We start from the raw sequence: 14,117 nt of genomic DNA, 5'->3' as shown, positions 1-14,117 counted from the left end.
CGCCACGGCGCTCCACCCTCTTTCGACTGATTCCGCTGCTTTGGCCGCCATGGTGAGTGCGTGGGGACAGCCCAAACGTTACTAACGGGTAAACCTTCGGACAAGGGGCAGCCGCGTGGCAAAGACTGAGCTGCTGATTCGTCGACTCCCCACAAAGAATCGTGAACAGCCGCTGACCTCACCGACAGAGACCTTCACCACACCGGAGAGTTACTCTGCACTTCCAGAAGCCCGCGTACGGTGGGGCGACAAGGGATTTCGCGGGTTCGGCGAACCCGAACCAAGCGCAGCCCAAGCCAGTGTGGGCAAACTCACCGCAGGGGACGGGTCGTGGTGCCGTGTCGGCAGTCCCTAAACTCGGCTTGTTTCAAGGAGAGGGAGCCATCGTGCGCAAGGTGCTCATCGCCAACCGTGGCGAAATCGCTGTTCGGGTGGCCCGGGCGTGCCGGGACGCGGGGATCGCGAGCGTTGCCGTATACGCCGACCCGGACCGGGACGCGCTGCATGTACGGGCCGCGGACGAGGCGTTCGCGCTGGGTGGTGACACCCCCGCCAGCAGCTATCTGGACATGGCCAAGGTGCTGGCCGCGGCGAAGGACTCCGGGGCGGACGCGATCCACCCTGGTTATGGATTCCTTTCCGAGAACGCGGAGTTCGCGCAGGCCGTGCTGGACGCGGACCTGATCTGGATCGGCCCGCCGCCGCAGGCCATCCGCGACCTGGGCGACAAGGTCGCCGCCCGGCACATCGCGCAGCGCGCCGGTGCCCCGCTGGTCGCCGGTACGCCGGACCCGGTGTCGGGTTCGGACGAGGTGGTGGCCTTCGCCGAGGAGCACGGGCTGCCGATCGCGATCAAGGCCGCCTTCGGTGGCGGCGGCCGCGGCCTGAAGGTCGCCCGCACCCTCGAAGAGGTCCCCGAGCTGTACGACTCGGCGGTACGCGAGGCGGTGGCCGCGTTCGGCCGTGGCGAGTGCTTCGTGGAGCGCTACCTGGACAAGCCGCGCCACGTCGAGACCCAGTGCCTGGCCGACACGCACGGCAATGTGGTGGTTGTGTCCACCCGTGACTGCTCGCTGCAGCGCCGCCACCAGAAGCTGGTGGAGGAGGCTCCGGCGCCGTTCCTGTCCGCCGAGCAGAACGCCGAGCTGTACGCGGCGTCCAAGGCGATCCTCAAGGAGGCCGGGTACGTCGGTGCGGGCACCGTGGAGTTCCTGGTCGGCGTGGACGGCACGATCTCCTTCCTGGAGGTCAACACCCGCCTCCAGGTCGAGCACCCGGTCACCGAGGAGGTCACCGGCATCGACCTGGTCCGCGAGATGTTCCGCATCGCCGACGGCGAGGAGCTGGGCTACGGCGACCCGGCCATCCGCGGCCACTCCATCGAGTTCCGCATCAACGGCGAGGACCCCGGCCGCAACTTCCTCCCGGCTCCCGGCACGGTGACCACGTTCGCCCCGCCGTCGGGACCGGGTGTGCGCCTGGACGCGGGCGTGGAGTCCGGTGCGGTGATCGGCCCGGCCTGGGACTCGCTGCTGGCCAAGCTGATCGTCACCGGCGCGACGCGTGAGCAGGCGCTGCAGCGCGCGGCACGTGCCCTGGCCGAGTTCAAGGTCGAGGGCATGGCCACGGCCATCCCGTTCCACCAGGCCGTGGTGGTCGATCCGGCCTTCACCGCCGACCCCTTCAGGGTCCACACCCGCTGGATCGAGACCGAGTTCGTCAACGAGATCACCCCGTTCGCCGCTCCGCCCGCCGACGCCGACGCGGAGGAGGAAGCGGGCCGCGAGACGGTCGTCGTCGAGGTCGGCGGCAAGCGCCTGGAGGTCTCGCTGCCGTCGTCGCTGGGCATGTCGCTGGCCCGTACGGGCCTGGCGGCGGGCGCCAAGCCCAAGCGGCGGGCGGCCAAGAAGTCCGGCTCGGCCGCGTCCGGTGACACCCTCGCCTCGCCGATGCAGGGCACCATCGTCAAGGTCGCGGTGGAGGAGGGCCAGGAGGTCAAGGAAGGCGACCTGGTCGTCGTCCTGGAGGCCATGAAGATGGAGCAGCCGCTCAACGCGCACAAGTCGGGCACGGTCAAGGGCCTGTCCGCCGAGATCGGCGCGTCGCTCACCTCGGGCGCCGCCATCTGCGAGATCAAGGACTGACGTCCGGTACGCCTACGGATGCCGGGGCCCCGCTGAGACCTCTCGGCGGGGCCCCGTCCGTTGGTGGACTGGGTGGACGGGCGTGGCCCTTGGTGCGGCGGTGGCATGCTGGAGGGACGCGCAGGCCCAGAGAGGACGGCGGCGATGACCACCGATTCAGCGCGGAGCCCGGCACGCCCCATGCGCGCCGACGCCCGGCGCAACTACGAGCGACTGCTCGCCGTGGCCCGGACCGCCTTCGCGGAGCACGGCACGGACGCCTCGCTTGAGGACATCGCACGCCGCGCCGGGGTTGGTATCGGCACGCTGTACCGGCACTTCCCGAACCGGCACGCGCTGATGAGCGCGATCTTCGAGGACGCGGTGAGCGATCTGCTCGCGCGCTCCCGTGAACTGCTCGACGCTCCGCAGCCGTGTGCCGCGCTGGTCGCGTGGCTGCGGGACATCATCACGCATGCGAGCGAGTACCGGGGTCTGTCCCGGGCTCTGATGTCCGTGTCGAGCATGCCGGTGTCGAGCAACGAGAGTTCGGCGCTCTCGCGGTGCAGCATGCCGATGCGTGAGGCGGGTGGGGCGCTGCTCGCGCGGGCGCAGGAGGCTGGATCTGTCCGGTCCGATGTCACTATCGGTGACCTGCTTCAGCTGACCAACGCGATCGCGTTGGCCGCCGAAGAGACGCCGTCGGACCCGGGGTTGGCCGACCGCCTGCTGACGCTGACCCTTCAGGGTCTGGCGCCACGGTGCGAGTAGCCGGGTAGGCGGCTAGCCACCCACGGCCCTGCCGTGCCCCGCCTTGCCCTGCCGTGCCCCGCCTTGCCCCGCCGCGCTCCGCTCAGCGGCGGCGCAGGTCCGCCACGCGTACCCGCTCCGGACCGGGCGGCTGCTCGGTGAGCGAGGTGGCGCTACGCAACTGGGGCGCGGTGCCACGGCGTTGACCTGGGAGGGGGACGTCCCGGCGTGGCTGACGCCCCGCCGGGACCGGATCACCGCCCGCCCCCTGTCCGGTAGGACCCGGCCCCGCGGTCACGACCTGGACGCCCTGGTCGGCCAGCGCCTGGAGCTCCGTCGCGGCCCGCTCGTCGTGCGCGGGCGGCTCGTCGGTGACCAGCCGGGTGATCACGTCCGTGGGCACCGTCTGGAACATCGTGTCGGTGCCGAGCTTGGAGTGGTCGGCTAGGACGACGACCTCCGCGGCGGCCTGCACCAGTGCGCGGTCGACGCTGGCCGAGAGCATGTTGGACGTGGACAGACCGCGCTCGGCGGTGAGTCCACTGCCGGAGAGGAAGGCACGGGACACCCGCAGCCCCTGGAGGGACTGCTCGGCACCGCTGCCCACCAGGGCGTAGTTGGACCCGCGCAGGGTGCCTCCGGTCATCACGACTTCCACCCGGTTGGCATGGGCCAGCGCCTGGGCCACCAGCAGGGAGTTCGTGACGACCGTGAGACCGGGTACCCGCGCGAGCCGGCGGGCCAGCTCCTGGGTGGTGGTACCCGCTCCGACCACGATGGCCTCGCCCTCCTGGACGAGACTCGCGGCCAGGTCGGCGATGGCGGTCTTCTCGGCGGTCGCGAGATGGGACTTCTGCGGGAAGCCGGACTCCCGCGTGAAGCCACCCGGCAGTACCGCACCGCCATGTCGGCGGTCGAGGAGTCCTTCTGCCTCCAGCGCCCGCACGTCCCGCCGTACGGTCACTTCGGAGGTCTGGACGACGCGGGCGAGCTCACGGAGCGATACAGCTCCGTTGGCGCGCACCATTTCGAGGATCAATTGGCGACGTTCTGCAGCGAACACGAAACTGACAGTAACCCCAACGACCGTCTGCTTTCAGCAGTTTGCGCCGAATAGCGGAAGTTGTTCGCACGGAGATGCCTGAAGTGGTATAAGCGCGCCCAGCCTTCCGGTCACTCCCGGAAACCTGGGCCACGAGCGCCTCACCAGGCACTTTTCCTCACGCGTCGCCGGTGGCCTTGCGCGTGTGCAACTGCCGTGCGACCTCGGCGATCGAGCCCGACAGAGACGGGTACACGGTGAACGCGTTCGCGATCTGTTCCACCGTCAGATTGTTGTCGACGGCGATCGACATGGGGTGGATCAGTTCCGAGGCGCGCGGCGAGACGACCACACCGCCGACGACGATGCCCGTACCGGGGCGGCAGAAGATCTTGACGAAGCCGTCCCTGATGCCCTGCATCTTGGCGCGCGGGTTGCGCAGCAGCGGCAGCTTGACCACGCGCGCGTCAATCTTGCCCGCGTCGATGTCGGCCTGGCTGTAGCCGACGGTGGCGATCTCCGGGTCGGTGAAGATGTTCGCCGACACGGTCTTGAGGTTCAGCGGCGTCACCGTCTCGCCCAGGAAGTGGTACATCGCGATCCGGCCCTGCATGGCCGCGACGGAGGCGAGCGCGAAGATCCCGGTGACGTCACCGGCCGCGTACACGCCGGGCGCGGAGGTCCTGGACACCTTGTCGGTCCAGATGTGGCCCGAGTCCTTCAGCCTGACCCCGGCCTCGTCCAGGCCCATGCCCGCGCTGTTGGGGATCGCGCCGACCGCCATCAGGCAGTGCGAGCCGGTGATGACCCGGCCGTCGGCGAGGGTGACCTCGACGCCGTCGCCGACGCGCTTGGCGGAGGCGGCACGGGAGCGCGCCATGACGTTCATGCCGCGGCGCCGGAAGACGTCCTCCAGTACGGCGGCGGCGTCCGGGTCCTCGCCCGGCAGCACCCGGTCGCGGGACGAGACCAGGGTGACCCGGGAGCCCAGCGCCTGGTAGGCGCCCGCGAACTCGGCGCCGGTGACACCGGAGCCGACCACGATCAGCTCTTCGGGGAGCTCGTTGAGGTCGTAGACCTGGGTCCAGTTGAGGATGCGCTCGCCGTCCGGCTGGGCGTCGGGGATCTCGCGCGGGTGGCCGCCGGTGGCGATCAGTACGGCGTCCGCGGTGAGGGTCTCCTCGGTGCCGTCGGCGGCGCGGACGACGACCTTGCGCGAGCCGTCCATGGCCTGCTGGCCCTCGAGCCTGCCGCGGCCGCGCATGACGCGAGCACCGGCGCGGGTGACCGAGGCGGTGATGTCGTGCGACTGCGCGAGGGCGAGCCGCTTCACGCGTCGGTTGACCTTGCCCAGGTCGACCCCGACCACCCGGGCGGCCTCTTTGTCCGGGGGTGTGTCGTCCGCGACGATGATGCCCAGTTCCTCGTACGAGGAGTCGAAGGTCGTCATCACCTCGGCCGTCGCGATCAGGGTCTTCGACGGTACGCAGTCGGTGAGCACCGACGCCCCGCCCAGACCGTCGCAATCGACGACGGTCACCTCCGCGCCGAGTTGAGCCGCCACCAGGGCCGCTTCGTATCCGCCGGGTCCGCCACCAATGATCACGATCCGAGTCACGTACTCCATTGTCCCGCACCGCTCGGTGCGGTTCGCCCCGGGGGCTCCGTCCGGCCGCGTCAGCGTCCGGTCCGGGGGCACGGAGGGCGCGCGGAGGCCTCACGGAAGGCGCTTCGTGCGGGTTTGTACAACAGGGCCACCACGAGCCACTGACGTACCCTCGACCCATGTCGCTCTACGCCGCGTACGCCGGCAATCTCGACCCGCGGCTCATGTCCCGCCGCGCCCCTTACTCGCCGTTGCGTGCCACCGGATGGCTCAGCGGGTGGCGGCTGACCTTCGGTGGCGAGCACATGGGCTGGGAAGGCTCGCTCGCCACCGTTGTCGAGGCCCCGCGCGCGCAGGTCTTCGTCGCGCTGTACGACATCGCGCCGATGGACGAGGACTCCCTGGACCGGTGGGAGGGCGTCGGCCTGGACATCTACCGGCGGATGCGGGTCCGGGTGCAGACCCTGGAGGGCGAGATGCCCGCCTGGACGTACGTGCTGAACGGCTACGAGGGCGGCCTGCCGTCGGCCCGCTACCTGGGGGAGATCGCCGACGCGGCGGAGTCCGCGGGCGCACCGCACGACTATGTGATGGAGCTCCGCAAGAGACCCTGCTGAGGTGCCGACTGAGGCGCGACCGAGGCGCGGCTGAGGGCCAGCTGGGGCAGCTGAGAGGTCGGCCGAGGAGGCGACCGCGCCTCATCGGACCCCGTTTGGCGGAACACACAAGACAACGATCCAGGCACTGTAGCCCTCAATGTCTACGCGCGTAGGCCAAGAGCGGCTACGCTCGTCCGCGTGAACGCAACTCTTACTCCGGGCATCGACGGCGGATTCGCCGACCCGTACTCCGCCGCCGACGCCGCAGCCGCCCGCCTGCGCGAACTGACCGGCGCCGAGACCCACGACGTCGCCCTGGTGATGGGCTCCGGCTGGGCCCCCGCCGTGGACGCGCTCGGCGAGGCCGAGGCCGAGTTCGCCGTCACCGAGCTGCCCGGCTTCCCGCCGCCGGCGGTAGAGGGGCACGGCGGCAAGGTCCGCTCGTACCAGATCGGTGACAAGCGCGCCCTGGTCTTCCTCGGCCGCACCCACTACTACGAGGGCCGCGGCGTCGCCGCCGTCGTGCACGGCGTGCGTACCGCCGTCGCCGCGGGCGCCAAGACCGTCGTCCTCACCAACGGCTGCGGCGGTCTGCGCGACGGCATGCGCCCCGGCCAGCCGGTCCTGATCAGCGACCACCTCAACATGACGGCCACCTCGCCGATCGTCGGCGCGAACTTCGTCGACCTCACCGACCTGTACTCGTCGCGGCTGCGCGCGCTGTGCAAGGAGGTCGACGAGACGCTGGAGGAGGGCGTGTACGCCCAGTTCCCCGGCCCGCACTACGAGACTCCGGCCGAGATCCGGATGGCCCGCACACTCGGTGCGGACCTGGTCGGCATGTCGACCGTGCTCGAGGCGATCGCGGCCCGCGAGGCCGGAGCCGAGGTGCTCGGGATCTCCCTGGTCACCAACCTGGCCGCGGGCATGACGGGTGAGCCGCTCAACCACGAGGAGGTCCTCCAGGCGGGCCGCGACTCGGCCGCCCGGATGGGCTCCCTCCTGACGCGGGTCCTGGGCCGCATCTAGGCCCGGCCGGGGTGGGGCACGCACCCGCGTCCACCCCACCCCGCCCGCCCCACAACAACGCATCGCAGTGCGACCAGTGCAACACGAGAGGCTGAGGACACGGTGCAGCAGCACGACGACCTGATCGCTCGGGCCAAGGCATGGCTGGCCGAAGACCCCGACACGGAGACCCGCGACGAGCTCGCCAAGCTCATCGACACCGAGGCCACCGACGAACTCGCCGACCGCTTCAGCGGCACCCTCCAGTTCGGCACCGCCGGCCTGCGCGGCGAACTCGGCGCGGGCCCCATGCGGATGAACCGCGCCGTCGTGATCCGCGCCGCGGCCGGTCTCGCCGCGTACCTGAAGGGGCAGGGCAAGAACGGCGGCCTGGTCGTCGTCGGCTACGACGCCCGCTACAAGTCCGCCGACTTCGCCCGTGACACGGCAGCCGTGATGATCGGCGCCGGGCTGCGAGCCGCCGTACTGCCCCGCCCCCTCCCGACCCCCGTGCTCGCCTTCGCCATAAGGCACCTGGGCGCCGTCGCCGGAGTCGAGGTCACCGCGAGCCACAACCCGCCGCGCGACAACGGCTACAAGGTCTACCTCGGCGACGGCTCGCAGATCGTGCCGCCCGCGGACGCCGAGATCGCCGCCGAGATCGCCGCGATCGGCGCGCTCTCCGACGTACCCCGCCCGGACAGCGGCTGGCAGACCCTCGGCGACGAGGTCCTGGACGCCTACCTGGAGCGTACGGACGCGGTCCTGGCCCCGGGCTCCCCGCGCACCGCCCGCGCCGTCTACACGGCCATGCACGGCGTCGGCAAGGACACGGTGCTGGCCGCCTTCGCCCGCGCCGGGTTCCCCGCGCCGGTGCTCGTCGCCGAGCAGGCCGATCCCGACCCGGCGTTCCCGACGGTCGCCTTCCCCAACCCGGAGGAGCCGGGCGCGATGGACCTGGCCTTCGCCACGGCCCGCCGTACGACCCCCTCCCCCGACCTGATCATCGCCAACGACCCGGACGCCGACCGCTGCGCGGTGGCCGTGCCGGACGCGCGCGTGGCGGGCGACGGCGGCTGGCGGATGCTGCGCGGCGACGAGGTCGGCGCGCTGCTCGCCGCGCACCTCGTGCGCCGAGGCGTCACCGGCACCTTCGCCGAGTCGATCGTCTCGTCCTCGCTCCTCGGCCGCATCGCCGATGCCGCCGGTCTCGGCTACGAGGAGACGCTCACCGGCTTCAAGTGGATCGCCCGAGTCGAGAACCTGCGCTACGGCTACGAAGAGGCGCTCGGCTACTGCGTCGACCCCGAAGGCGTACGCGACAAGGACGGCATCACCGCGGCGCTGCTGGTCGCCGAGCTGGCCTCGGAGCTCAAGGAGCAGGGCCGCACGCTCCTCGACCTCCTGGACGAGCTCGCCGTCGAACACGGCCTGCACGCCACCGACCAGCTCTCGGTACGGGTCGAGGACCTCTCGGTGATCGCGGACGCGATGCGCCAGCTGCGCGCCCAGCCGCCGGTGTCCCTCGCGGGCCTCGCGGTGACCCGCGCCGAGGACCTGACCCAGGGCACGGACGCCCTGCCTCCCACGGACGGCCTGCGCTACACGCTGGACGGCGCGCGCGTGATCGTCCGCCCGAGCGGCACCGAGCCCAAGCTCAAGTGCTACCTGGAGGTCGTGGTCCCGGTCGCGGGCAGCGAGCCCGCGGCACTCGACGCGGCACGCGCGCAGGCGACGGACCGCCTGGCGGCACTGAAGCGCGACCTGGCGGCTGCGGCAGGCATCTGACGCGATTGCGGTACGGCGTACGGCACACGGCCCCCTCCCCGGAGCACACTCCGGGGAGGGGGCCGTACGCACAACTCCGCAAGATCCTCGCCGAACAGCGATGAGTCCACGCCGCCCACAAGGTCTGCATCACCAGCAACGGATCGCAGCCTCACGGACTCGGAGCCCTCATGGCCACGCACGGAACAACAAGCACGCCGCACTCACTCCAGGTGCCCGGGGCACGCCTGCACTACGAGGTACGGGGCAGCGGCCCGCTCCGCGTGCTGGTCGGCGCCCCGATGGACGCCGCCGCCTCCCGCGCCTGGCCAAGCTCCTGGACGCCGACCCCACCCTGTTCCCCGGCGACCACATCGGCTTCGTCAACGACCCCGCGGCCTTCGCCACGCGCCTACGCACGGTGCTCGCGGCGACCTGAGGACGTGGGACGCCCTGTCAGGGGTTGAGGTCGATCACGCGAACGGGCTGCCCCTTCCACACCTGCGGGGCCGCGGTAGCGATGACGGCGCCGTCGGTTCGCTCCGGGGTGGGCTGTGCCGCGTACCGGGCGTGTGCCGTGGCCCAGGTGGCGTCGCGGGCGAGGGCGAGAGCGGCAGGCAGGTCGAGGCCGAGGATCGTGACGCCGGGCAGTGCGGCGATGTGCTCAGCCGTACCCGGGCGGGCACGGTCCGCCTCAATCAGCGCGCATGTCGGGGCGTAGAGGAACCAGCCCGGCTCGGCTTGTGCTCGGTGAATCAGACGGGAGGCCAGGACGTTGCCGGTTCCGGCGGCGACCATGGCCGTGTCGTCGAGGACCACGTGTAAGGCGTTGCTCACCGGGCTCCCGCCTCGCCTAGGCGCCGGTCCAGCTCCGCGTCCAACTCGGCCTGCTCGTCCTGCGTGGGGTTGTAGCCGTTCCACGCGTGGAGCGCGGCACGTGTCTGCTCGGCCCGCTCGGCCCGCTCGGCGGGAGTCAGCAGCGAGTCAGCGAGGCGCGAGAGGTAAGCGCGCAGCGAAAGCCCCTCACCGGCCGCTATCTCGGCGAGTCGGTCCCGGGCTTCGGTGGGGATGCGGACGTTCGCGTCAGACATGACGAGGCTCCTTCGGCTCACCCTCACAGGGTACGGGTACGCACCCGTACCCACGCAAGAAGTCCTAACCGATCAGCAGCAGCGCGCCCAGCAGCGCCGCGCCCGCCGCCGCCGGGATCAGGATCTCGTACGCCCAGCGGATCTCCGGGTCGCCCTGGGCCGTCGGGCTCTTCGCCTCACGTTCGGCGATTTCGTTGAGCTCGGTGACCGCCTCGTCGGACGGGGCCTTGTCCGCCCCCGCCCCCGCCTTGCGGGCCTTCTTGCGGGCCCGGATGGATACCGGGATGGCCCAGACCTGGTACTTCGTACCGCCCTTCGCGTACACCTCGGTGGTGTAGCCGGACCGCAGCCCCTCGACCGACGCCCAGGGCAGGGTGATCACCCGGAAGGGGTTACGGACCCGGAGCCGGTCGTTGTTCGCGAAGACCGCGGGCCGCACGGTGTACGCGACCACCAGCGGCACCGCGAACACCAGGGCCGCGAGTGCGACCCAGGGCACCCGGCCCTCGCCACGGATGAGGGCGTCGCCGCCCAGCCACGCTCCGAGGGCCAGGATCAGGACGCCACCGACGATGCCCCCACCGGAACGGTAGGCGCGGTCGGCGTACGCAGGCTCGGCAGGCTCGGTGGGCTGCCGGTCAGAGCTCGTCATGGAATCGATTGTCCACCACCTCGGTTTTGAAGAAGGAGAGCCCAGGGCTTCACAAGCCGCTACGCGCGTAGATATGCTCCCCTCGTGACCATGCCCACCACTGCACCCGCAGCATCCGCAGCACTCGCCGCGCCCGCGTTCGCCGACGCCACCGCGTCGGACCGCGCGCTGCGCCGCTTCCTGCACGGACTGCCCGGCGTCGACACGGTCGGACTCGAAGCCCGCGCCGCCTCGCTAGGCACCCGTTCGATCAAGACCACGGCGAAGGCGTACGCCATCGACCTGGCCATTTCCATGATCGACCTGACCACGCTGGAAGGCGCGGACACCCCGGGCAAGGTCCGGGCGCTCGGCGCCAAGGCGGTCAACCCCGACCCCACCGACCGTACGACCCCGAGAACGGCCGCCGTCTGCGTCTATCCGGACATGGTGGCCGCCGCCAAGGAGGCCGTCGCCGGTTCCGGCGTCAAGGTCGCCTCCGTGGCCACCGCCTTCCCGGCGGGCCGCGCCGCGCTCGACATCAAGCTGGCGGACGTACGGGACGCCGTCGCGGCCGGTGCCGACGAGATCGACATGGTCATCGACCGTGGCGCCTTCCTCTCCGGCCGGTACCTCAAGGTGTACGAGGAGATCGTCGCCGTGAAGGAGGCCTGCGGCGAGGCCCGGCTGAAGGTCATCTTCGAGACCGGCGAGCTGTCGACGTACGACAACATCCGCCGCGCCAGCTGGATCGGCATGCTCGGCGGCGCCGACTTCATCAAGACCTCGACCGGCAAGGTCGGCGTGAACGCCACTCCGGCGAACACCCTGCTGATGCTGGAGGCCGTACGCGACTTCCGCGCCCAGACGGGTATCCAGATCGGTGTGAAGCCCGCTGGCGGCATCCGCACCACCAAGGACGCGATCAAGTTCCTGGTGCTCGTGAACGAGACCGCGGGCGCGGACTGGCTGGACAACCACTGGTTCCGCTTCGGGGCGTCCTCGCTCCTGAACGACCTGCTCATGCAGCGTCAGAAGCTGAGCACCGGCCGTTACTCCGGCCCTGACTACGTGACGGTGGACTGATCACCATGGCATCCCAGACACCACAGGCCGCGGCACAGGCAGCAGCCCAGGCCTTCGACTACGCGCCCGCGCCCGAGTCCCGCTCCGTCGTCGACATCGCCCCCTCCTACGGGCTCTTCATCGACGGCGAGTTCAGCGACGCCGCCGACGGCAAGGTCTTCAAGACCGTCTCGCCCGCCACCGAAGAGGTTCTCTCCGAGGTCGCGCAGGCTGGCGCCGACGACGTCGAGCGCGCCGTGAAGGCCGCCCGTAAGGCCTTCGAGATGTGGTCCGCGCTGCCGGGCGCCGAGCGCGCCAAGTACCTCTTCCGGATCGCCCGGATCATCCAGGAGCGCTCGCGCGAGCTGGCCGTCCTGGAGACCCTCGACAACGGCAAGCCGATCAAGGAGACCCGCGACGCGGACCTCCCCCTGGTCGCCGCGCACTTCTTCTACTACGCGGGCTGGGCCGACAAGCTGGACCACGCTGGCTACGGGGCGGCCCCACGGCCGCTCGGCGTCGCGGGCCAGGTCATTCCCTGGAACTTCCCGCTGCTGATGCTCGCCTGGAAGATCGCGCCAGCGCTCGCCACCGGCAACACGGTCGTCCTGAAGCCCGCCGAGACGACCCCGCTCTCCGCGCTCTTCTTCGCCGACATCTGCCGCCAGGCCGGACTGCCCAAGGGCGTCGTCAACATCCTCACCGGCTACGGCGACAGCGGCGCCGCGCTCGTCGCGCACCCGGACGTCAACAAGGTCGCCTTCACCGGCTCGACCGCCGTCGGCAAGCAGATCGCCCGCACGGTCGCGGGCACCGACAAGAAGCTCACACTCGAACTGGGCGGCAAGGGCGCCAACATCGTCTTCGACGACGCCCCGATCGACCAGGCCGTCGAGGGAATCGTCAGCGGCATCTTCTTCAACCAGGGCCAGGTCTGCTGCGCGGGCTCGCGGCTGCTGGTCCAGGAGTCGATCCAGGACGAGCTGCTCGACTCGCTGAAGCGGCGGCTCTCCACGCTGCGCCTCGGCGACCCGCTCGACAAGAACACCGACATCGGCGCCATCAACTCCGCCGAGCAGCTGGCCCGGATCACGGCCCTGACCGAGACCGGTGAGGCCGAGGGCGCCGAGCGCTGGTCGGCGCCGTGCGAACTGCCCTCCGCTGGCTACTGGTTCGCGCCGACGCTCTTCACGAACGTCACCCAGGCGCACACCATCGCGCGGGACGAGATCTTCGGCCCGGTGCTGTCGGTGCTGTCCTTCCGTACGCCCGACGAGGCGGTCGCGAAGGCCAACAACAGCCAGTACGGCCTGTCGGCGGGCATCTGGACGGAGAAGGGTTCCCGCATCCTCTCGGTGGCCAGCAAGCTCCGCGCCGGGATCGTCTGGGCCAACACATTCAACAAGTTCGACCCGACCTCGCCGTTCGGCGGCTACAAGGAGTCGGGCTTCGGCCGCGAGGGCGGTCGGCATGGCCTGGAGGCGTACCTCGCCCCGTCGAGCCCGAAGGGTGAGCGCAAATGAGCACAGTTGATTCCTCTTCCTCGCGACTGAGCGTCCTCAAGACCTACAAGCTGTACGTCGGGGGCAAGTTCCCCCGCTCCGAAAGCGGCCGGGTGTACGAAGTGAGCGACTCAAAGAACAAGTGGCTCGCCAACGCGCCGCTCTCCTCCCGCAAGGACGCGCGCGACGCCGTCGTGGCCGCGCGCAAGGCCTTCGGCGGCTGGTCGGGGGCGACCGCGTACAACCGCGGCCAGGTGCTCTACCGCGTCGCGGAGATGCTGGAGGGCCGCCGGGACCAGTTCGTGCGCGAGGTGGCCGACGCCGAGGGTCTGTCGAAGTCCAAGGCCGCGGCGGTCGTGGACGCGGCGGTCGACCGCTGGGTCTGGTACGCGGGCTGGACCGACAAGATCGCCCAGGTGGTCGGCGGTGCCAACCCGGTGGCTGGACCGTTCTTCAACCTCTCCACGCCCGAGCCGACCGGTGTCGTCACCGTCGTCGCGCCACAGGAGTCGTCGTTCCTGGGGCTGGTCTCGGTGCTCGCCCCGGTCATCGCGACCGGTAACACCGCCGTCGTCATCGCCTCCGAGCAGGCACCGCTCCCGGCGCTGTCACTCGGCGAGGTGCTGGCCACGTCCGATGTGCCCGGCGGCGTCGTCAACATCCTGTCCGGCCGTACGGCGGAGCTCGCGGCCCCGCTGGCCGCGCACCAGGACGTCAACGCGATCGATCTGACGGGCGTGACGGACGACGCACTGGCGAAGGAGCTGGAGATCGCGGCCGCGGACAACCTCAAGCGCGTCCTCCGTCCACAGCCTGTGGATTTCGCCGCCGACCCGGGCACTCACCGCCTGACGGCGTTCCTGGAGACCAAGACGGTCTGGCACCCGACGGGGTCGCTGGGCGCGTCGGGCTCGGCGTACTGACCGGCTGACG

13 protein-coding genes are annotated in these 14,117 nt (G+C 70.8%); 8 read left to right on the top strand and 5 right to left on the bottom strand.

Annotated features, from left to right (window positions below; genetic code table 11):
- Positions 1-386: 386 nt before the first annotated feature.
- On the top strand, positions 387-2,144 hold the full coding sequence (locus tag GCN81_RS08400; RefSeq protein WP_156723246.1) for an acetyl/propionyl/methylcrotonyl-CoA carboxylase subunit alpha: 1,758 nt from the start codon (positions 387-389) through the stop codon (positions 2,142-2,144).
- Positions 2,145-2,288: 144 nt separating this feature from the next.
- A complete protein-coding gene (locus tag GCN81_RS08395; protein ID WP_231626497.1) occupies positions 2,289-2,894 on the top strand; it encodes a TetR/AcrR family transcriptional regulator in 606 nt (201 codons plus the stop codon).
- Between the two features lie 82 nt (positions 2,895-2,976).
- Here the strand turns inward: GCN81_RS08395 and GCN81_RS08390 are convergent, their stop codons facing one another.
- Both GCN81_RS08390 and GCN81_RS08385 read right to left on the bottom strand, forming a co-directional pair.
- On the bottom strand, positions 2,977-3,936 hold the full coding sequence (locus tag GCN81_RS08390; protein WP_156723244.1) for a DeoR/GlpR family DNA-binding transcription regulator: 960 nt from the start codon (positions 3,934-3,936) through the stop codon (positions 2,977-2,979).
- A 157-nt stretch (positions 3,937-4,093) separates the two neighbouring features.
- Positions 4,094-5,542, bottom strand: a complete 1,449-nt coding sequence (locus tag GCN81_RS08385) for an NAD(P)H-quinone dehydrogenase (protein ID WP_156723242.1) — start codon at positions 5,540-5,542, stop codon at positions 4,094-4,096.
- Positions 5,543-5,700: 158 nt separating this feature from the next.
- On the opposite strand from GCN81_RS08385, the gene GCN81_RS08380 reads away from it, so the two are divergent.
- The 3 genes from GCN81_RS08380 to GCN81_RS08370 all read left to right on the top strand — a co-directional run bounded on the left by GCN81_RS08380 (position 5,701) and on the right by GCN81_RS08370 (position 8,916).
- Positions 5,701-6,138 carry a gamma-glutamylcyclotransferase gene (locus GCN81_RS08380; RefSeq protein WP_156723240.1) on the top strand — a complete coding sequence of 146 codons (438 nt, stop codon included), beginning with the start codon at positions 5,701-5,703 and terminating at the stop codon, positions 6,136-6,138.
- 180 nt (positions 6,139-6,318) lie between these two features.
- The gene (locus GCN81_RS08375; protein WP_156723238.1) at positions 6,319-7,149 is read left to right on the top strand and encodes a purine-nucleoside phosphorylase; all 831 of its coding nucleotides are present in this window, start codon (positions 6,319-6,321) and stop codon (positions 7,147-7,149) included.
- 102 nt (positions 7,150-7,251) lie between these two features.
- Positions 7,252-8,916, top strand: coding sequence for a phospho-sugar mutase (locus GCN81_RS08370; protein WP_156723237.1), 1,665 nt, complete (start codon positions 7,252-7,254; stop codon positions 8,914-8,916).
- 435 nt (positions 8,917-9,351) lie between these two features.
- Here GCN81_RS08370 and GCN81_RS08365 read toward each other — a convergent pair whose 3' ends face one another.
- The 3 genes from GCN81_RS08365 to GCN81_RS08355 form a co-directional block, all read right to left on the bottom strand.
- Complete coding sequence (locus tag GCN81_RS08365) at positions 9,352-9,732, bottom strand: PIN domain-containing protein (protein ID WP_197287528.1); 381 nt, start codon at positions 9,730-9,732, stop codon at positions 9,352-9,354.
- Positions 9,729-9,986: a hypothetical protein gene (locus GCN81_RS08360; protein WP_156723235.1), complete on the bottom strand. Its 258-nt coding sequence runs from the start codon at positions 9,984-9,986 to the stop codon at positions 9,729-9,731. Before GCN81_RS08360 ends, GCN81_RS08365 begins: the two co-directional genes overlap by 4 nt.
- A gap of 64 nt (positions 9,987-10,050) precedes the next feature.
- Positions 10,051-10,638: a PH domain-containing protein gene (locus tag GCN81_RS08355; RefSeq protein ID WP_156723233.1), complete on the bottom strand. Its 588-nt coding sequence runs from the start codon at positions 10,636-10,638 to the stop codon at positions 10,051-10,053.
- Between the two features lie 90 nt (positions 10,639-10,728).
- On the opposite strand from GCN81_RS08355, the gene deoC reads away from it, so the two are divergent.
- From deoC to GCN81_RS08340, 3 genes are read left to right on the top strand one after another with little or no spacing between them, the layout of a single operon-like run.
- Positions 10,729-11,703 carry a deoxyribose-phosphate aldolase gene (gene deoC, locus GCN81_RS08350; RefSeq protein ID WP_156723231.1) on the top strand — a complete coding sequence of 325 codons (975 nt, stop codon included), beginning with the start codon at positions 10,729-10,731 and terminating at the stop codon, positions 11,701-11,703.
- A gap of 5 nt (positions 11,704-11,708) precedes the next feature.
- Complete coding sequence (locus GCN81_RS08345; RefSeq protein WP_156723229.1) at positions 11,709-13,205, top strand: aldehyde dehydrogenase family protein; 1,497 nt, start codon at positions 11,709-11,711, stop codon at positions 13,203-13,205.
- Positions 13,202-14,107 carry an aldehyde dehydrogenase family protein gene (locus tag GCN81_RS08340; RefSeq protein WP_156723227.1) on the top strand — a complete coding sequence of 302 codons (906 nt, stop codon included), beginning with the start codon at positions 13,202-13,204 and terminating at the stop codon, positions 14,105-14,107. Before GCN81_RS08345 ends, GCN81_RS08340 begins: the two co-directional genes overlap by 4 nt.
- The last annotated feature ends 10 nt before the right edge of the window (positions 14,108-14,117 follow it).

Source organism: Streptomyces apocyni, assembly GCF_009739465.1.
Lineage (GTDB): Bacteria > Actinomycetota > Actinomycetes > Streptomycetales > Streptomycetaceae > Streptomyces > Streptomyces apocyni.
The sequence above is the reverse complement of the archived record's forward strand: the minus strand, read 5'-3'. Positions and strand labels throughout refer to the sequence as shown.

Bases quoted from the DNA above. Each gene is read 5' to 3' on its own strand.
- GCN81_RS08395 (WP_231626497.1), top strand. From the start codon at position 2,289: ATGACCACCGATTCAGCGCGGAGCCCGGCACGCCCCATGCGCGCCGAC.
- GCN81_RS08385 (WP_156723242.1), bottom strand. From the start codon at position 5,542: ATGGAGTACGTGACTCGGATCGTGATCATTGGTGGCGGACCCGGCGGA.
- GCN81_RS08380 (WP_156723240.1), top strand. From the start codon at position 5,701: ATGTCGCTCTACGCCGCGTACGCCGGCAATCTCGACCCGCGGCTCATG.
- GCN81_RS08360 (WP_156723235.1), bottom strand. From the start codon at position 9,986: ATGTCTGACGCGAACGTCCGCATCCCCACCGAAGCCCGGGACCGACTC.
- GCN81_RS08355 (WP_156723233.1), bottom strand. From the start codon at position 10,638: ATGACGAGCTCTGACCGGCAGCCCACCGAGCCTGCCGAGCCTGCGTAC.
- deoC (WP_156723231.1), top strand. From the start codon at position 10,729: ATGCCCACCACTGCACCCGCAGCATCCGCAGCACTCGCCGCGCCCGCG.
- GCN81_RS08345 (WP_156723229.1), top strand. From the start codon at position 11,709: ATGGCATCCCAGACACCACAGGCCGCGGCACAGGCAGCAGCCCAGGCC.
- GCN81_RS08340 (WP_156723227.1), top strand. From the start codon at position 13,202: ATGAGCACAGTTGATTCCTCTTCCTCGCGACTGAGCGTCCTCAAGACC.